Origin of the sequence: Hyphomonas adhaerens MHS-3, from assembly GCF_000685235.1 — a bacterium.
Classification (GTDB): Bacteria; Pseudomonadota; Alphaproteobacteria; order Caulobacterales; family Hyphomonadaceae; genus Hyphomonas; species Hyphomonas adhaerens.
This window is the reverse complement of sequence record NZ_ARYH01000001.1, coordinates 2258996-2278187: the sequence shown is the minus strand read 5'-3', so window position 1 is coordinate 2278187 and position 19192 is coordinate 2258996. Positions and strand designations below refer to the sequence as shown.

The window sequence follows — 19192 nt, the reverse complement described above, 5'->3', positions numbered from 1 at the left end:
CTGAAAAGCCTGTCAGCATCAGTATCACTCCCGGCCTGCTTAGTATTCGTAGCTGACCCGGACGCCGACCGTTTGCGGGCGCACACGGGCATAGCGGCTGTCGAGGAAGCCTTCCGGGTGGACGTAGGTGATCGAGCTGTCGTCAAACAGATTCTCGACATAAGCTACGACTTTCCAGTCGTTCTTCGAGATGCCGGCCTGCGCATTCACGACCGTGTACGCTTCGGTGTAGTCGAACGTCGGAGCCGGCGTGCCCGGATTGCCCGGCACGTTCGGCAACATGGCCGGGAAGTCACCGACATAGGCGGCCGTGGCCGTCACGAAGGCGTCCTTGTCGCCGATATCAAAATCGTAGCGCGCCGTGAGGGCCCCCTGGAAATCGGGCATGGCAAGTTGCAGCCCCTCCTCGGCACCCGAGATTGCAGCTTCCTCATCCGTCAGGTCCGTGATTTCGGTGTCGCTGAGCGAGCCGTTCGCGAACAGGCTGAAGCCATTGCCCGGAATGTAGCCGATCTCGAATTCGAGGCCCTGGCTGACGGCCTTGCCGATATTGGTCGCGAATTGCGCCTGGTCCGACAGGCGGTTTGCCTGAACCTGGATATCTTCCCAGTTGATGTAATAGGCGGCGAGGTTCGCGGTCAGCTTGTTGTCGAAGAAGGTCCCCTTCATGCCGACCTCATAGCTGATGAGCTCGTCCGAATCAGCCCCGTTCGGGATGATGATGTCGTTGGGATCCACCCCGCTGGCGAGGCCCGCGCGGGCGTTCGCCACCGGCGAGCGGAAGCCTGTCGCAATCGACGCATAGGTCGTCAGGTTCTCTACCGGCTTGTAAGAGAGGCTACCTTTGTAGGACAGATTATCGGCTTCGACCTTGAGCCCGTCTGCCCCAACCACCGGGGTGATCGTGAGAGCTGTGTTGGTCAGGCCGTAGAGCGCGGCAACGAGGTAGTTGGAGTTGTAGCCACCGGCAAGTGTGTGGGCCTGAACCGAGGTTTCGGTATAGCGCAGGCCGCCGGTCGCCCACAGCTTGTCGGAGAAGTGGTAGGTCAGCTCACCGAACGCTGCCGACTCGATGGCGTCGAAATACCCTTTGTAGCGGTAGTAATACTCATCCGGCAGACCGGTCAGACCGCGCGTATCCAGGAATTCCTGTGAGGAGCGGTAGTCATAATCGATGTCGCGACGTTTATTGAAGTAGAAGCCGCCAACGATCCAGTCCCAGCTTCCGCCATCTGCGGAAGCCAGCCGGACTTCCTGCACGAAGTTCTCGTCATGGCCGACCGCATCGAGCGCGAAGGGGATGGTTTGAGCAAATGTGCCAGCCAGATCGACAATGAATTTGCCGTCGATCTTGGAATAGTTCGAGGAAGTGGTAAGGGTCGCGAAGTCCATATCCCAGTTGGCTGTCAGGTTGTAGCTGGTCAGATCAGACTGGAAGAGGTCGGGACGGTCCGTATAGCGAATGAACTCTCCCCGGTCAGGGTTGGTAAGGCTCGAATCCGCAGGCTCATTGTCCTCACGAATAATGAGCAAACCGACATCGAATTTGCTGGTCGGCTCCCACAGCAGGTGCGCGCGGCCACCGACCGCCTTCAATGAGTTCGCGCCATCAATTCCGGTGCCGAGGTTATCAACCCAGCCGTCCTCATCGCGGTAGAAGCCAACGACGCGCAACGCCAGCTGGTCTTTGATGAGCGGCATGTTGACCATCCCGTTGTAACGCTGACGGACAGCATCACCATCCGTCACGCCGAAATCGACCAGCGTGGACGCTTCGAACTTGTTCGGATTGGGTTTTTTGGTGAGGATGCGCACAGCGCCGGACAGCGAGTTCGCGCCGAACAGCGTCCCCTGCGGTCCGCGCAGCACTTCCACCCGCTCCACATCGAACAGCGTCGGGTCGAGAATGGTCGAGTTGCCGTTCGAGGAGATCGGAAGTTCGTTGATGTAGATCGCGGTGGCGGCCTGCAGATTGGCGCCGTAGCCATTGGTGGCAATGCCGCGCGTCGTGATTGTGTTGAAGTTGGCCGTCGGCTGATTCAGCACGATGCCGGGTGTTTCGCGGGCGAGGCCGTCATAGCTGACGATCCCTTTTTCCGACATGGCTTCCTGCTGGAAGGCCGTGACGGCCAGCGGCACATCCTGCAGGCTTTGTTCCCGCCGGGTTGCTGTAACAATGATCTTGTCCTGACGTGCCTCACCCTCAGGTGTTGCACGCGCTGCTTCGTTATCCGTCGCATTATCCTGCGCGAATGCAGGAGCCGCCAAAACAGAAATCGAAATTGCTGACGCGGAAGCCAGAAGCCGTAGATTCATATTTTCCTCCCTAGGCGAAGACGTTTGGTCGCCTCTCGTGTGGCACTTGGAGACCAGTTGGGAACGCATGTCAACAAAATTCACTCTCGCGTGAATGAAAAAAGAAATCACCGTGACTTAGCCCCAGGATCTGCGCTTCTCTCGGTTAGAAATGGAGAAAGTCACGGCGCGAATTGGCACCGCAGCGCGTACCCTCAAAACAACGCAGACTTCTTGAAGTGGGAGCCACGTCTACCCCCCGGAGAACGGACGCACCTGTCCGCGCCGAGGCTAATCAGACCGCCACCAGCAACGCTTCCGGCCTGTGCAACTCAGTGTGAAGGTTGACTGAAAACACATTACACCATTGATAAAATGGAACTCAGATAAGCGAATGCCGTAGTGACCAAGCAAACAAACAGCCGTCGTCGAATGTCGAAAGCCGAACAGCGGGCGGAGACGATGGAACTCATCCTCGACGAAGCCGAATACCTGTTCTCGAAAAACGGTTTCCACGGCGTGACCCTCAAGGACGTGGCCAAGCGCGCAGGCGTCCACCACACTCTGCTGCACTACTATTTCAAGGACAAGAAACAGCTCCTCGACAAGGCATTCGGGCGGCGCGCCGTCATCACGAGCACAACCCGGATCGCGGCTCTGGACGCGTACGAAAAGTCTGTAAACGGGAAGCCAACGGTTGAAGGTGCCCTACGCGCGTTTCTCGACACGGACCTCGAGCTGTACAGTCAGGGCGGTCCCGGCTGGAAGAATTACGGAGCCCTCAGCGCGCAGATCGCAAACACCCCCGAATGGGGCGCCGAAATGATGGACGAGCATTTCGACCCGGTCGTGCTGCGATTGATCGACCTCTTGAAGAAGGCGATGCCAGACTGTGCCGAGGAAGACATTTTCTGGGGATATCACTTCGTGAGTGGCGCACTTCTTCTGACCCTGGCTCGTACTGGACGAATTGACAAACTGTCGGGTGGACTTTGCAAATCCGATGACTTCGAATCCATTAAAGAGCGAATGGCGAGATTCATGGCCGCAGGTTTTCGCGAGGCCTGTAAAGGGTCCAAAAAAGCCAACCCCTAGTACCCCTGACTAAGACAATTTCCTTTTTCAGCAAGACTCGCTGGTGGCGTTGTCAGGCGAATGCAAACCGCCTTCCGTTTTTCACGGACAAGCAGGCCTCAGGTCGTGCCATTCGAGAAGAGCCACACCCTGGCGTCCGGAACCTCCGATAACTTTTCATCGCCGCAAGACAAGAGTGGCACCTGCCAGTCACGACGACCTCCGGATTGCCGTACCGAACCGTGGCGCTTCTCATGTATCTCAGTATAGAAACTTTTGGCTAAGGTCTTGAAGGAATGGCAAGGGCATTTGGTCTTTTGCCGAAACTAAACGCCAGGAATGCCCGCCTCACGACCAGTTCATTTAACAATCTCCGCGCGGGCTTTTGAAAATGCCTCCACAGCTCGGTTTACCTCGTCGGAAGTGAAAGCCGCGGTCATCTGACAGCGAATGCGCGCCTTCCCTTTCGGAACGACTGGAAAAGAAAATGGGATCACATACACGCCGTACTTCAGAAGGGCTTCTGCCAGCTCCGTGGCAAGATGCGCATCATAGAGCATAACAGGTACAATCGGGTGCTGTCCCGGCAGAACGTCAAAGCCAGCAGTTTCGAGGCCGTGCCGGAAGGTTGCAGTGTTCTCGGCCAACCGCGCACGAATATCACGCCCCTTCTCTGCCAACTCAACCGCCGCAATGGCGCCTGCGACGAGCGGTGGCGCGACCGTATTGGAAAAGAGATAGGGCCGTGAGCGTTGACGAAGCAGCTCGACAATTTCTCGCCTTCCGGACGTGTAGCCGCCGCTGGCACCACCAAGCGCCTTGCCGAGCGTACCCGTCAGCACATCGACACGATTTGCACAGTTGAAGTACTCAGGCGTTCCCCGCCCGCCAGGCCCAACGACACCGGTCGCATGACTGTCGTCGACATGGACAATGGCGTCATAGCGGTCGGCAAGATCACAAATCTCGTCCAGTTTTGCCAGCGATCCATCCATTGAGAACACGCCATCCGTCGAAATCAGTTTGAAGCGTGATCCGGCTGCTTCGGCGGCGCGCAGCTGATCTTCCAGGTCCTGCATATCGTTGTTGCGATAGCGATACCGTTTGGCTTTGCAGAGGCGGATCCCGTCGATGATGGACGCGTGGTTCAGCTCGTCAGAAATCACGGCGTCATTCTCACCGAGAAGGACCTCAAACAGGCCGCCATTTGCATCGTAGCAAGACGGATAGAGAATGGTGTCCTCCGTTTGCAGGAACTTTGTCAGCGTGCCTTCGAGTTCCTTGTGCACGGATTGAGTCCCGCAGATGAACCGAACCGAGGCCATCCCATACCCCCACCGCTCCAGTCCAGCGCGAGCGGCATCGCGCAAGTCAGGATGCTGGGCCAGGCCGAGATAGTTGTTCGAGCAAAGATTTATAAGCGTCTCGCCCGTCTCGACAGGAACTTCCGAGCTTTGAGGGCCTGTAATAACGCGCTCATGCTTGAAGAAGCCTGCGTCACGAATGCCGCTGAGCTCTGCGCTCAAATATGCATAAAAATCACTATTCATGTTTGAACCCCATCGAGCATCGGCACACTTCTCTGCTCAGTGCCCGGCAACGGATTATTGCTGCTGTTGTTGTTTCTCGCGAACCGACGCGATCGACTTCGTCAGCGCCTCACTTTCCCGTCGCAGCGTCTCTTCAATAGCAGCACCGGAATGGCAGCTGCGCGCCTTCTTCACGGTGCCGAGAAGTTCGTCTGGCAAACTCAACAGTTCTTGGCACAGCACTTCAATGGCCTCCTTGCCCTCCCCAGTCGGCACCAACTGCGAAGCCATCCCCATGCGCAGGGCCTCAGCTGCATCCACATGCTCGCCCTTGGCAAACAAGGACATAGCGCGCGCGTGCCCCGCCAGCGACGGAAGCAAAACCGTTGCAGCACCGCTCATGTACAATCCAAGACCAATTTCGGGGAAGAAGCACTTTGCGTCTTCTTCAAAGAGAACAAGATCGGAATTCAATACCCAGGAAAGGCCACCGCCAATCGCCCAGCCATGCACCAGTGTGACAACGATCTTGTCACTGAACATCATAGCGCGCGAAATGTCCTGCAACCGCTCGACAAGGAATCCGGATGGACCCTGTATTCCCAGGTCGGAATTCATTTCCTTCAGATCATCCCCAACGCAGAAAGCGCGCCCGGCTCCCGTCAACATAATGATCTTCACATCGGGAAGCGCACAGACGCGATCCATCGTATCTGCCAATTCCTGCAGGAGCACGCTATTGATAGCGTTGAGGAATTCCGGACGATTGAGCGTTATACGCGCAACGCCGCCCTCGATTTCGCAAATAACCACCTTCATTTTGCCAACCTCTACAAACCGTGGAACGCCAGTTCGGCGTCTTTTTTCAAAGCTACTTTGTCTATCTTGCCGATGGCCAGCATCGGCAAACTGTCCCGTACCCGGAACTGTTTGGGAATCTTGTAGTTAGCCAGCCTTTCCTTGCACCAGTCCCGCAACGACTTCTCCGTCAGACTGGCACCAGGAGCCGGAATTAGATAGGCGACGCCTGACTCACCGAAGACCGGATGGGGCGCGGCAACAACCACAGCAACACTCACTCCGGCGGCCGCCTCCAGCACCTGCTCAATCTCTCTCGGATAGACGTTATAGCCGCCCGACTTGAACATTTCTTTCTTCCGCCCAGTCAGCCGGAGGAAGCCGTCCGCTCCGATTGTCCCGGCATCACCCGTCCGCAACCAATTGTCTGCATCGATTGTCTCGCGCGTCGCGTCTGGTCTGTTCAGATACCCGAGCATAAGGCGGTCTGTCCGAACACAAACCTCGCCTTCCTGTCCGACTGGAAGTGATTTGCCGTCATCCCCCAGAATCTTAATTTCGCAATCCGGCGCAGGCAGACCAACTGTCTCGGACAGCTGAGATATGCTCGCGCCAAAAGGCGTATAGGCTACATTGCTTGTTGCCTCGGTCATACCATAGGCGTTCAGCAGGCGTGGCGTGATATCGCGCAGACGCTCAACCAGTTGCCGAGACGCAACGCCCCCGCTCCAGAATATCAACTCCAGAGAAGACAGGTCACATTTTCCCGCCGAGTTGCTTTCGAGCGATTGCAGAAGCTGTACCGGCACTTGCCCCCAAACCGTCAAGCGCTTTTCGTCAATCGCGTGAAGCGACCCCGCCGGATCGAATGCGTCCATGAAATGGACAAGGCCACCACAGATCAATGCATAACATGAGACATCTCCCACGCTGCCAATGTGATTAATCGGTAGATTGTTCAGTATTCTTACGTTTTGAACACCAGCAACACTGGCCTGGGTATGGAAACTGCGAACCATACCTCCTTGGGACAGGAGCGCGCCTTTCGGCGCTCCCGTAGTACCGGATGTGTAAACTATCAGCGCCGGATCGTCGGATCCAACAGCGCAAACGGCCTCGCGCAACTGTGCCGGGTCGACGCCCTCACCTGCTCTATTGAACTCGGCAAATGCAAGCGCATCATCCAGAATGACAATCTGATCTGGCTTGATCCCCATAGCTGCGAGTTCATCGCGGAACACACGACTGCCGGAAGCCTCGACACTGAATACGAGAGCCGGCTTGGCATCCCCAAGGATATGGTTCAACTCACGCTGGGTCGACTTCGGATTGAGCCCTAGCCAGATGGCGCCAATCCGGGCTGTTGCGAGGAAAAGGATAAAGAACTCGGCACGTGGAGGTGAAAGAGTCGCAACCACATCACCCTTGCTGACCCCACGAGCGAGCATCGCAGAAGCGGCCTCATCCACAGACACAGAGAACGCCTGATAGGTATGGTCACCCCCAACACCTGACAGCGCCTCAGCGTCAGGTGTAACCGCAGCATAATGGGACGGATAATCACTGATCCGTTCCAGAAGTGGTGGGATATAATTACTACTATTATTCATTTTCAGTCTGACTATCTTTTGAACGGAGTCGGGTGACCATCACGATTGCGGTGCCGACGGTGATGCCGACAAGAGAGTTCAGCATCAGCGGCAACACCATTTCAGGAATGCTCAGAAGGCTGATGGCGATAAAGATCCCAAGCCCTTCCTGCTTGATTGTGTGCTCCAGAATGATTGCGCGGCGCTCAGCTGAGCTGGGTGTCGTGAGCATCCCGACCAGTGCACCAAGCGCAACGGATGTGAAATTGAGAACAATAACGGGCGGCGCCACGCTGGAAAATGCCGCCGCAAAGCTTTCCCGTTCAGCGTAAATAATGCTGAGGAAAACGGCCACGATGAGAATGCCGGCAATGTTCTTCACGGAGTCTGCCCACTTGGCCGCAAAGTCAGGCCAATAGTGTTTGGCCAACATTCCAACCGCCACAGGGCAGATCGTCAGCAGAAAGATCCGCCCCATCGTATCCAGCGCAGGCAAGCTTATGTCGCGCTGTTCCCCGAGGAAAAATTCCAGCGCAAACTCAACGACCAATGGCATCGTGAAGATCACACAGACGCTGGCGATCGCTGTCAGCGTTACCGATAGCGCAAGGTCCCCCCGTGAGTAGTGTGTCAGCAGATTTGAGAACGTTCCGCCCGGGCAGGCGCCGACCAGAACGAGACCAATCGCCAGGGGTGGCGGCAGCTTGAAGAGCAATGCGATGACCAGCGCAGCGAGCGGCAACAGGAGAAGCAGGCTACCCAGCCCGCCCAGTACCGGCGCCAGGCGGCCGCGGAAGCGGAGAAAATCGGCGGGCGTCAGCGACAAGCCCATCCCGAGCATGATCAAAGCCAGCGCTCCGGGCAGTACTGCGTTCGAAATAATGTCCATAAGCATTCAGGTCACACGCCTTTCTGCTGCACGGCCGGTCAGAATCTGAACGAACGCATGAAAAAGAATGACCAACGCAAAGACTGGAACGACCATTGTGACAAGAGCCAGATTCACCCCCAGCGCCTCAGACTGGCGCAGCGCAGAGCGCAGGATCATCCCCGGGGAATAGACAAGCAACGTGCCCGAGAAAACCAGAACGCACATGAAACGAAGCCATGATCTGGCTTTCTGCAGTGCAGGCGGTGAGCCCGCATCGACCTTGATCAAAGCCGGGTCTGCGCCTTCATAGAAGGCACAGGTCGCCGCGAGCAATGCGCTCCAAACCATGCAGTAACGCGCCCCCTCTTCGGTCCATGCTGGCGCGTCCTGCAAAACGTAGCGTGCTACGATCTGTATCATTACCAGGAGGACCATCAGGCTCAGCAAGCCGCTCGCGGCCCACAGCAACCCGGTGTTCAGACGGCGATCCGCATTGATCAAAAATGCGTTGAATTCCCCAGGCGCTTCCGACATCACAAATACCTGCCAGAAATTTTCAGCACATGATCAATCACGGAGTCTCGCGCATACGCACTGTAGGACCGCCGGGCGACCTCGCGGAATTTGCTCCGCGCTTCTTCCGATACGTGGACCGTTTCGATTCCGGTATCCTTAAGCAGTTCGAGATCGCTTTGCAGGCGTTGCTCCGACCATTTCCGGTTCGCCAGCCTACCCGCTGCAAATGCTGCCTCGACCGCTTTCCGCGTCGAGGCATCCATCGCATTCATCCACTTTGATGATGCCACAATCAGGCGGTGGGCCGGCGCCACTTTGAGGTCTGTAAAATATTTCAGGTAGGCACCGTGACCAAAAAGGACCGGCGCAAGCGGAGGGTTGAAGTAGCCAGATGCAATCCCGGTCTGCAGCGCCTGCGGTGTTTCCTCCCAGGCGACCTGAACGCCTGACGCCCCGAAGGATTCGATCAGAACGAGGTCTCGCTGATCCATCGCGCGCAGACGCAAACCTTTCATATCTTCTATTTCACGCACGGGCCTTTGCGTTGTGAAAAGCCCGCTCATTCCACCAAGGAATGCCGCATCAATCAGCACAAGCCCCGCGCGCGCCAGCTTCTGGTTTAATTCGGAAAGGAAGGCTTCGTCCGACAGCAACTGGTCAAATTGAACCAGATCCCGGAATAGAAATGGCAATTGTGCGACCACATACATTTCACTCAACGCTGTCGCTTCGGAAACGCTGGCATCGTTGAGCTGCAATAGGCCAAGCCCTGTCAGCTCGGTCCGGTCTTCTTCTCGGCCAAGAGAGGCATTTGTGCTAAGCGATATGGGCGAACCTGAAGCTTCCATTGCTTCAATGAATGCGCGCATCCAGACCCAGACGCCGTTCCAGTTTTCATTGGGGGATCCGGCCAGCGCAACTCTCATACGGGAGCGCGACGCAGGCTGGCACCCAGTCAGGGCCAAAGCACCTGTCGCCATTAAAAGCGTTCTTCTGTCCAGGACGCCGATCATAGTAGCCCCAGCACGCGTGGCAGGGTCAAAACAATATCCGGCACGTATAGCAGTAGAAACAGTACCGCAAACTCTATCAGGATGAACGGCATCAGCACCTTCATCAGAGCCCAGTAGGATTCACGCGTGGCGGCGGAGACGATCAGAACAACCCCGCCCAGCGGAGGCGTAATCAGACCCAGCGTGATCGTGAAACAGACGATCACTCCCAGATGCACGGGATCGGCGCCCAGTGTATAAGCCGCAGGAACAAGAATTGGCGCGAGCAGAATGAGCGCGATCTGTGTATCCAAGACCATGCCAACAAGGATGAAGATAATGGTCAGAACAGCGAGATAGGTATTCAGGCTGAGTGCATGCGCATCCAACCATGCCGCGATTATCGCAGGCGCGCCAACCACAGCGGCAAGAAAGTTTATGCTCGCCGCCGCAAAGATGATCGCAAAAATCGCGCCGGTGAAGATGGTCGCTCCAAAAACGGCCTCTTTCACGTTCGCCAGCTTCAATTCGCCTCCGAGGGCGATAATCAAAAGCGCTGTCACAACCGCCAGCGCAGCGGCCTCCGTCGGGGTGACGACCCCGAACACAATCCCGGCGATAATGATGAACGGCAACAGCATCGCCGGCCCGGCCTTCCGGACCGTTCGGAAAAACGGTGGACGTTCATTGAGGGAGGGATGATTATGCAGACGCGCAAAGATGGCATTTGCCGCAAATAGTGCCAGACTCAATAAAAGCCCCGGCACGATCGAAGCGGCGAACAGTGCGGCAACATCCACATTCATGATCGCACCGTAAAATATCAGAATAATGCTAGGTGGAATCAGCGGCCCGATAACGGAGGAAGCCGCAGTGATCGCGCCGGCATAGACACCGGAATATCCGTTCTCCTTCATTGCCGGAACAAGCGTCGATGAGAGTGCCGCAGCATCAGCCATGGCAGACCCGGAAACGCCGGCAAAGAACACGCTGCTGGCGACGTTCACATGTCCGAGACCGCCCCGGCTTCGTCCGACAACAAGCGATGCGAGATTGATCAGAGACCGCGTGATCCCCCCTCTGTTCATCAGCTCACCAACAAGCACAAACAAAGGCATTGCCATCAGGGCGAAGACGTCCAGCTGAGAGAAGGCCCGGCGCGGCAAAGCCTGGAGAAAGTCACCCAGACCAGCAACGTAGAATCCGAGAATGCCGGCCACCCCCATCACATAGGCCAGTCCCACACCCAAAAGGGCGGTGAGAAGCAACATGATGAAGGCGGCAATGCGCGACATTATCAGATCTGTTCTGCTGGAGCCACGCCGCTAGTAGCGCGCCCGAAGCTCCACACCGAAGGTGCGGGGGGCACCGAGCGACTGGATCTGCTGTCCGGGGATGATGACCCCTGAAGACCGGCTCACTGCATAGGTTTCATCGCTGAGATTCCGACCCCAGAGCATCAGGCTCCAGCTATCGTCGTTGGCGGCAATACCGATCCGCGAATTCAGAAGCGTTACTGCATCCTGCGTGAAGTCGGAATCATTGCTGGCGGAGAAGTATATCTTGCTTCGATAGCTCGTATCTGCGTGCAGGACAAAATCAATCGACGGCGTCATAGACCGACGGTAATCACCATTGATGGACAGAGAATGCTCCGGCGCCTCGGGCAAGCTGTTGCCGGAATAATCTTCTCCGGAAGATGTCGCATTCTGGAAGTCAGAGTACTCGCCGTTGAGGTAGCCGTAAGCTGCCGTGAAACGCAAAGCGTCGATCGGCTCCCAAGTCGCCTCCAGTTCCACGCCCCAGCTTTCGGCAGCGGCCGCATTGGATGTTGTGAAGGTTGGCACACCACCAATAGTCACAAGCTGGTTCACCTGGAGGTCGGTATAATCCAGGAAGAAGGCAGCCGCCGCGAGATAGATGGCGCCATCTGCGAGGGTCGACTTAGCGCCAAGCTCGTAATTGTTGACAAATTCCGGCCTGTATTCAGCGTCGCTGCCAGCGTTGATCGAGAAGACGTTATAGCCGCCCGATTTGTAGCCACGCGCATAGGACGCATAGAGCAGCGTATTGTCGGAAGGCGTCCAGTTGAGGCTGATTGACGGCGTCAATTCCTCGTCCTTACGCGACAGTTTCCGAAGCGCGGAATCTGCCAGGACCGCACCGTAGGGATCACCGACGGCGGAATGCGCAACGTCCTTCTCATCTTTGGACGCCCTTAGGGCCGCCGTGATTCCCACTTGCTCATTGAAGTGGAAATTCATTTGGCCGAACGCAGCATAGCTGGTCGTCGTGAGGTCGGCAAAAATGTCGATAGGGGTCTCGGCCGGATACACACCCAAATCCGGACCGATGATGGCGTTGGACACCGCACTCAGGTCTTCTTTCAGGTAATAGGCGCCCACAATATAATCGAAGTGCTCACCCTTTTCAGATGTGAACCGCACTTCCTGTGAGAACTGGCTCTGCTCTTCCGAAATACCCGAGCGAAGCTGGTTCAGCGGCGTAAAGTCATTGTCGGCAGCATTGAACCACTGATATTCGCGAAACGCCGTCAACGACGTCAATGTGCCTCCACCGAAGGTCCATTCCGCTTCCAGAGAGGTGCCCCAAAGGTCACGGTTCTGGACCGGATCAAAATCGTTCGAGACAACACGGTCTTCCGGGTTCGCATCTGCGAGCGGTGAACCGGCCAGGACACCATTCGCGAGCACCTCACTGGCGCCCATATTTGTACGGTCTTCCGCCGCATCGCCACGCCAAATCACGCGGAAGTTTTCGGCCGGGTCAAGGACAACGGCAAACCGAAGCGACGTGCCATCGACATCATCCAGATCGGTGCCGGTGGTGGCATTATCCGTGAAGCCGCTCCGACGCTGGGAGGAAAGCGAAATACGCGCCTTTGCAGTGTCGCTGACGACCAGGTCAGCCGCGCCAAAAAGGTTCAGCGCATCATAGTCACCGATATTGACGGCACCTTCGATGCCGCTCTTGTCGCCTGGCAGCTTGGAAATCAGGTTTACAGCGCCCGCGATCGTGTTCTTGCCATAGAGTGCCCCCTGCGGCCCCCGGATCACTTCAACGCGCTCAAGGTCGTACAGGTTGGTATTAATCGTCGTTGGGCGGCTCTGATAGACGCCATCCACGAAGACACCGACGCCCTGATCGACCCCGGGATTGTTCGGGTTCGAGGCGACACCCCGAATTGAGATCGATGTCGTGCGAAGTGAATTGTTCGTATTCATGTACACGTTCGGGAAAGCGGACGAGAGATCGTCCAGACGCGTTACACCCGCTGCCTCGAGCGACTCTGAAGAAACAGCGCTGACAGCCACCGGCACTTCGAGGATCGATTGTTCCCGCTTCTGCGCCGTGACAATGATTGTATCCAGCTTGTTGACTTCCTCGGCCTGCGCCGTCCCAAAAAGGGCAAGAGATATCGCAGACACGCTGCCTATCTTCGCAATGTTATGCATACGAATATTCCTTTTTACCTGAGTGCGCATTTTTAGCTCCTCTCCGCTCTCGCCTCCCCCGGACAGAGGACCAGCTTTCCATTCTGATAGGAGTTATATTTAATTATGATGTCAACTTCAATTTTTTATTTGTAGCAAGAGCACAACCTGCCGCTTTCAGTCGCCCTCTGCCTCCCCTGCTCCCCCCTGAATCGCCCAAATCTTGAGCGGAGGTAGTGGGTCGAATGGCCAGAGCGGTCGGAGAATCCGCTCAAATGGCATCTCGTCCAGATTGGTGTTCATAGCTGTCGGGGACCCCACCTCAAGGATCGTATTTTCAAAGTCGGCAAACGCGGCCCGGAAATGAGCTGAAGATTTCAGGACGATACACCGGAACGCCTGCGGGTCCGCACCAACGGCTGTAAAGAAGGAGGGCGATAGCGCCTGCCGGCGCTCACGGCCGACAACAACACCTCCGAAACTTGTCTCGATCAGTGCCAGAGGCCCTGATGATGGCCCCCCCACCGACCCGCGCGCATCCACCCCGTCATCGTCTGCCAGGCCTGCCACCCGGCCGAGAACGGCAAGCGGCGCACCTGAAAACGACGTCTCCTTGCCGCCGAGCGCGAATTCGCCCTCACCGCCAAGTCCGAGCCTGTGGGCCAATTCCAGCGTACCCGGATCATTGAGTATGCCCAGCCCAATCCCATCGACGCCTTGCTCGACAAGGGCACGCAAGACATGCGTCGCATCCCCGCTCGCACCGCCCCCGGGATTGTCGGACACATCGGCAATTATGTAGCGCTGCCCGGGATTGTCCCTGACAATACAGGCGGCCTCATAGGGCTCGAGCGCAGTCATCACTGCGGCCTCGAACAAGGCACGAAACCGCTCGCCCCCCTCTTCCGCAATTTCTCGTCCCGTATCTGGCTCGTCCGCATAAACCAGCAACTTTGCGCCTGCTTCCGGATGGTCACACCAAGGGAAGCTCTGAATGAGCGAAACCGACACCACGCCCGGCCGGGATTCCGCCCGCTTCATCCATTCAACAAAGCCCGCCATCGGCTGCGCAACAGTCGGAAAGCCTCCGATAAGGCCGCAGTCCGCAATTGTCGCACTTGGGCGGTGACCATTTTTCGCCATCGCCAGACTGGCATCGAACAACTCGATTCCGCGCGTCATAACGTCAATATGTGGATACTCTTTATAGGCGTGCAGCAAATCGGCCTCAGTCAGCATCTCCCGGGTCAGAACAGCATGAGGGTCCAGAAGTGCACCGATCACAACATCCGGGCCCACTATGTTGCGGACATTTTTGAGAATCTCTCCTTCACAATCCAACGTTTCTTCCGCAACCATTGCGCCATGGAGATCCAGCAGAACCAAGTCTACCGGCAGGGCTCGTCGCAGGTCTTCCAGCAGCTCGGCTTTCAATGCCTCATAGACGGGCTGCTCGACCGGCCCGCCCGGGACAGCGTAAGCAACGATGCCACGCCCGATCTCGCAGCCCGCGTCACATGCCGCCTGCATGATGCCTACATAACCTGGGTGAAGCCCCGGATCGACGACGGGCGCATGCGCTGGACAAATGCCGCCGTCCCGAAAATCCGCTTTGCTCGTCTTTCTGGAGACGAACGTATTGGTCTCAGTCCGTATACCGCCGACAAAGATTTTCACGTTCGCTCCGAATCGTCGTTCAAATTTTTATTGATTTTGAGATCAACTTCATTTATTTGAAAACCTTCGCAATCACAACCCCCAGTGTTGACACAGCAACACGTCAGAAACGCAGTGTCAGACCGCCGGAATCAAACCGCAAGGGAAAAGCCATGCAAGTTGCTGCTACACTCACTAGATCCGGGCTGGCATTCATGCTCGCAGCCATCTGTCTGACCAGTACTGCAGCCTGCCAAACCCACCCAAGAGCTCGCGATCTGGGCATCACCTTTGACGGTGAGCCTGGCAAACTGAACGCCATCACTGATCTACCGGGACTGGAGGTTGGCCAGGTTACCCTGACCGACAAGGGCGCGCGAACCGGCGCGACCGTCGTTTTTCCACTGGGCAAGGAAGCAACTGAAGGCGTCAGCGCAGGCTATTTCGCCTTCAACGGCACAGGCGAACTGACGGGCGCGCACTTCATCGAGGAATTCGGCGCCTTTTTTGGCCCCGTCACGCTAACCGGAACGCTCGGCATTGGTGAGGCCCGCGACGGCGTCCTCGAATGGACGGCAGAACATTTCAAAGGCAATGACGACGTAAAGTTCAGCCGCGTCCTGCCCGTCGTCGGCGAAACATATGATGGCGGCCTCAACGACGCCTGGTCTTTCCCCCTGACATCCAAGGACGTGGTGGATGCCCTAAACAGCGCCAAAACCGGGCCCGTCGAGGAAGGCTCTGTCGGCGGCGGCACAGGCATGGTGGCCTATCACTTCAAGGGCGGCATCGGCACATCCTCCCGCATTGCCCGTTACGGAGAAGATACAGCCTTCACCGTTGGCGTTCTGGTTCAGGCCAATCACGGCAATCGCGAACAACTGGTCATTGACGGCATTGATGTCGGCAAAATGATCACCGACCTACAGCCCACCCGCCCCCCGAAATCGGACACGGAACGGGATGGATCGATTATCATCGTGATAGGCACGGATGCGCCTCTCCTGCCAGGTCAGCTGAAGCGGCTCGCTCGGCGGGCAGCCATCGGCATGGGGCGCACAGGCGGCCAGGGTGACAGCCTCTCAGGCGACATTTTCCTCGCCTTCTCGACCGCGAACAGAGTGACGCTGGGCGCTGACGCGCCAGCCACTTATGTCAGTCTTCCGGGCGAAGCCCTGGATCCAATGTTCGACGCCGTTGTCGATGCCACCGAAGAAGCCATTCTCAATGCGCTCGTGGCGGCAGAAGACATGCCGGGCGGGCGTGGCGGGTTCGTGTACGCACTTCCAGAGGACAGAGTTCGCGCCATCATCCAGTCGACCAAAAAAGACCAATAAATCTCTTCCCGGAGCTTCATCATGTCATTTCGTATCCTGGTCCTAGCGGCCACCATTCTGGGTTTGACCAGCTGCGCCACAGCGACCTCGGACACGCCCTCCATTTCGCAGGTGACACCGGCGGCGGAGATCGCTTCGCTGGTCAGTGACGTCCAGAAAAGCGCACGCTATCCGGCAATCGCCGTGTCGGTTCGCAAAGGCGATGAGGTCATCTACGAAGGCGCTGTAGGCATTGCCGATCTTGAACAGAATTCAATTGCCACACCGGAAACGGTTTTCGCTATCGGGTCAATCACAAAGTCCTTCACGTCCATCGCGATTTCGCAACTCGTCGCAGCCGGAGAAGTTGACCTGAATGCATCCGTTGGCACGTACCTGACCGATTATGTTGGCCCGGCCAAGGACGTACCAGTGTGGACACTGATGAACCACACGTCCGGACTGATAAATTTCAATGCCCAACCAGAATTTCCTGCAGGCAGCCGCCGGGAATTCACGCGGCGTGAGATACGTGACATGTTCGAAACCCATGATCTGATGTTTCCGCCGGGTAGCGCGTTTAGCTATTCGAACTCCGGAACTTACCTTCTGGGCCTGATCATCGAATCCGTGTCCGGGCAGACTTATGATCGGTATCTCTCCGAAAACGTTCTTGCGCCCCTCGGCCTTGAGCACACCTACTACAATCGCCCCTCCACGGTTATCCCCAACAGGGCTGAAGGCTACACCGTCACCAAGGACGGGTATGAGAATGCGCCGCTGCTGGACCCACTTGTCCCGTTCTCAGCCGGATCGCTCGCCTCAACCGTTCAGGATATTCAGCACTATATCGACATGGTCCATCGCAAGAACGTCCTCGGTGACGCAATCCGCGACACGCTGTACACGCAGAAAACCTTTCCAGACGGCGAAACCAATCCTTATGCGCTGGGTGCCCTCGTGATCCGCGATTGGGAAGGACACCGCAAGATTGCCCATGCCGGCGACATTGATGGCTTCTCCGCCTATATGGCGTACTATCCGGATGATGACGTTTCAATTGTCATCCTCGCGAACACGCGTGACGTCTCCCCCACTCCCGTCGGCCTAGAGCAGAAAATTGCGCGAATCCTTTTCAATATGCCTCGCCCAATGAAGGCCGCAGACGCTCTAACAGACCGCGAAATCTCGAATCTTGTCGGCGATTACGATATTGGACGTATGCGGATCGGTCTCGACCGAATCGGCATCGTCGAACAGGATGACGGCATAGCCTTTCGCTTCGGTGGGACAGCAGCGCCGACCGATGCCATAAAGCTGGTTCGTATTTCGGGCATGAATTTCTACGCAGAAAATGACGACGAGATGGTCTTCTCGTTCGGCAATGATGACGGGGCAGATCTGAAGGTGGATTATACAGGCGCCACCTTCGCCTTTTCCAAGACAGAAGAATAGCGAGAGCGAACCCATGCTGGATATGGACCAAGCACGACAAGACTATGAGCAAAATGGTGTCTGCATCCTGCGTGGTGCTTTTGCCTCAAACTGGCTCGATCTTGTCGAAGAAGCCATCGACGAAGCCCTACAGAACCCCGGCCCACATGCAGAACGGTATGGCCCTGCGGGCGCAGAGCTTTTCTTTGGCGACCTCGACATGTGGACACGCTCGCCTTTATTCGAGAAATTCGTCCGGGAATCCCCCGCGGCCAGACTTGCGGGTGAGATCATGGGGTCTTCCACCTCGACGTTTCTCTACGATCAATTGCTTGTGAAGGAGCCAGGATCACAGGAGCGGACCCCTTGGCATCAGGACCAACCTTACTGGGCAGTATCCGGACGTCAGGTCAGTTCCATCTGGCTGCCGGTGGATGAGGCCCCGAGCGATGTCGCGCTTCAATTTGTCGGTGGCAGTCACAATTGGGGGCACGCCTACAACCCTTCTCACTTTGCAGACGGCACGCCCTATGTCGGCACGGGCTTGCCGGAATTACCCGACATTGAAGCCGAACGGGACAAATACGAGATTTTGGCTTGGGACGTATCACCCGGCGACTGTCTGATATTTCAGGGCATGGTCGTCCACGGCGCGCCGGGAAATCCGAAAGCCGGCAGGCGCCGGGTTCTGTCCACCCGCTGGCTTGGCGATGATGCGCGTTACCGCAAGCCTCAGGGCGAAGTTGCCATACCCACAACACAACCGGATCTTGCTGATGGCGCACCTTTTACCGGCCCGCTTTATCCGATGGTGTGGCGTGCGAACCCAGCCTAGTTGAGTGGTTGTTTCTGACTGAGTTCGGCAAGCTTGGCTGCTGTCCCGCGCAAGCCCTTGGGAATCTCTGCAGCCGGATACATCGCGCGATACCAGATGACGCTCAACGCATCGGCCAGCGCCTTGTCAGTCGGTACAATCTTGTCGGTGAGTTTGAGCAAGTTCTCATCCGGATAGATTACAAGCCTGCGAACAAGCTCATCCATCATTGAGCCCAGCGCATAAGACATCAGCAGCATGGCGTCTTCATCCACCGCACCGCCCGGATAATGACGAATTACGCTGCGGGAAACACGCGTGTACCAATCGCGGTTAACGCGCTGCACAAGCACCGAGAAGTCCGGATGTTCGTCTACAACCTGAAGCATGCAGCGCATCAGCCCAGCATTGGCACGGGCCAACCTGACGAAGCGATAGTTTGTTTCACGAATTGTCTCAAACGCAGTCCGGCTCGCACTGCCAACCGTACCGCCGGGTGGCATGAATTCGACAAACTCCGATAAAACTGCCAGCGCCGCGTCGCCCTTGTCCTTGAAATAGACGTAGAAGGATCCGTCAGCGATGCCGGCTTCTTGGGTGATATCAAGCACGCGCATCGCGTGGTATCCCAGACGCTCAAGCATCCTGGCCGTGGCGACCTTGATACGGGCACGGGTGCGCTCGCCTTTCCGGCTCGGAGGGGCCTCCTCCAAGCGCAAGGCAAGTGCGTCGACAAAGCTTGACGGTTCGGCCGCCGGAGATTCTTCAGAAACTGAGGTCGCGTTCATATCGCTGTATAAACCGACGAACGGCTTGGCGACAACCTCAATCACTCGCAGCGGACAAGCGAATT

Annotated in this window: 15 protein-coding genes; 4 read left to right on the top strand and 11 right to left on the bottom strand. The window is 56.9% G+C overall.

Annotation, left to right across the window (positions count from 1 at the left end; translation table 11 throughout):
• Positions 1-39: 39 nt before the first annotated feature.
• Positions 40-2316 (bottom strand): TonB-dependent receptor, encoded by a 2277-nt coding sequence (locus HAD_RS11040; RefSeq protein WP_035571029.1) that lies wholly within the window; start codon positions 2314-2316, stop codon positions 40-42.
• Positions 2317-2727: 411 nt separating this feature from the next.
• Here HAD_RS11040 and HAD_RS11035 point away from each other — a divergent pair, with 411 nt between their 5' ends.
• Positions 2728-3390 carry a TetR/AcrR family transcriptional regulator gene (locus HAD_RS11035; RefSeq protein ID WP_035571028.1) on the top strand — a complete coding sequence of 221 codons (663 nt, stop codon included), beginning with the start codon at positions 2728-2730 and terminating at the stop codon, positions 3388-3390.
• 338 nt (positions 3391-3728) lie between these two features.
• Here HAD_RS11035 and HAD_RS11030 read toward each other — a convergent pair whose 3' ends face one another.
• From HAD_RS11030 to HAD_RS10990, 9 genes are all read right to left on the bottom strand, one after another.
• Positions 3729-4919, bottom strand: coding sequence for a glycine C-acetyltransferase (locus HAD_RS11030; protein ID WP_035571027.1), 1191 nt, complete (start codon positions 4917-4919; stop codon positions 3729-3731).
• Positions 4920-4973: 54 nt separating this feature from the next.
• Entirely contained in the window at positions 4974-5717 is a 744-nt protein-coding gene (locus HAD_RS11025) for an enoyl-CoA hydratase/isomerase family protein (protein WP_051596155.1), read from the bottom strand.
• An 11-nt stretch (positions 5718-5728) separates the two neighbouring features.
• Complete coding sequence (locus HAD_RS11020) at positions 5729-7306, bottom strand: class I adenylate-forming enzyme family protein (protein WP_084331894.1); 1578 nt, start codon at positions 7304-7306, stop codon at positions 5729-5731.
• Positions 7299-8180, bottom strand: coding sequence for a bile acid:sodium symporter family protein (locus tag HAD_RS11015; RefSeq protein WP_035571024.1), 882 nt, complete (start codon positions 8178-8180; stop codon positions 7299-7301). The genes HAD_RS11020 and HAD_RS11015 overlap by 8 nt, the downstream gene beginning before the upstream one ends.
• The gene (locus HAD_RS18045; protein WP_051596154.1) at positions 8181-8690 is read right to left on the bottom strand and encodes a TRAP transporter small permease; all 510 of its coding nucleotides are present in this window, start codon (positions 8688-8690) and stop codon (positions 8181-8183) included.
• Positions 8690-9685 (bottom strand): TRAP transporter substrate-binding protein, encoded by a 996-nt coding sequence (locus tag HAD_RS11005; protein ID WP_084331893.1) that lies wholly within the window; start codon positions 9683-9685, stop codon positions 8690-8692. Before HAD_RS11005 ends, HAD_RS18045 begins: the two co-directional genes overlap by 1 nt.
• Positions 9682-10959: a TRAP transporter large permease gene (locus tag HAD_RS11000; protein ID WP_156942230.1), complete on the bottom strand. Its 1278-nt coding sequence runs from the start codon at positions 10957-10959 to the stop codon at positions 9682-9684. Before HAD_RS11000 ends, HAD_RS11005 begins: the two co-directional genes overlap by 4 nt.
• 30 nt (positions 10960-10989) lie before the next feature.
• On the bottom strand, positions 10990-13113 hold the full coding sequence (locus tag HAD_RS10995; RefSeq protein WP_162177508.1) for a TonB-dependent receptor: 2124 nt from the start codon (positions 13111-13113) through the stop codon (positions 10990-10992).
• A 183-nt stretch (positions 13114-13296) separates the two neighbouring features.
• On the bottom strand, positions 13297-14796 hold the full coding sequence (locus HAD_RS10990) for a M81 family metallopeptidase (protein ID WP_084331891.1): 1500 nt from the start codon (positions 14794-14796) through the stop codon (positions 13297-13299).
• Positions 14797-14990: 194 nt separating this feature from the next.
• On the opposite strand from HAD_RS10990, the gene HAD_RS10985 reads away from it, so the two are divergent.
• Genes HAD_RS10985 through HAD_RS10975 form a run of 3 tightly spaced genes read left to right on the top strand, consistent with a single transcriptional unit; the run spans position 14991 to position 18360 of the window.
• Complete coding sequence (locus HAD_RS10985; protein ID WP_035571018.1) at positions 14991-16112, top strand: DmpA family aminopeptidase; 1122 nt, start codon at positions 14991-14993, stop codon at positions 16110-16112.
• Positions 16113-16133: 21 nt separating this feature from the next.
• Positions 16134-17546, top strand: coding sequence for a serine hydrolase domain-containing protein (locus HAD_RS10980; protein ID WP_035571017.1), 1413 nt, complete (start codon positions 16134-16136; stop codon positions 17544-17546).
• A 13-nt stretch (positions 17547-17559) separates the two neighbouring features.
• Positions 17560-18360: a phytanoyl-CoA dioxygenase family protein gene (locus HAD_RS10975; protein ID WP_035571016.1), complete on the top strand. Its 801-nt coding sequence runs from the start codon at positions 17560-17562 to the stop codon at positions 18358-18360.
• Here the strand turns inward: HAD_RS10975 and HAD_RS18040 are convergent.
• Positions 18357-19172, bottom strand: coding sequence for a TetR/AcrR family transcriptional regulator (locus HAD_RS18040; RefSeq protein ID WP_051596152.1), 816 nt, complete (start codon positions 19170-19172; stop codon positions 18357-18359). The two genes, HAD_RS10975 and HAD_RS18040, sit on opposite strands and share 4 nt — an antisense overlap.
• Between the last annotated feature and the right edge of the window lie 20 nt (positions 19173-19192).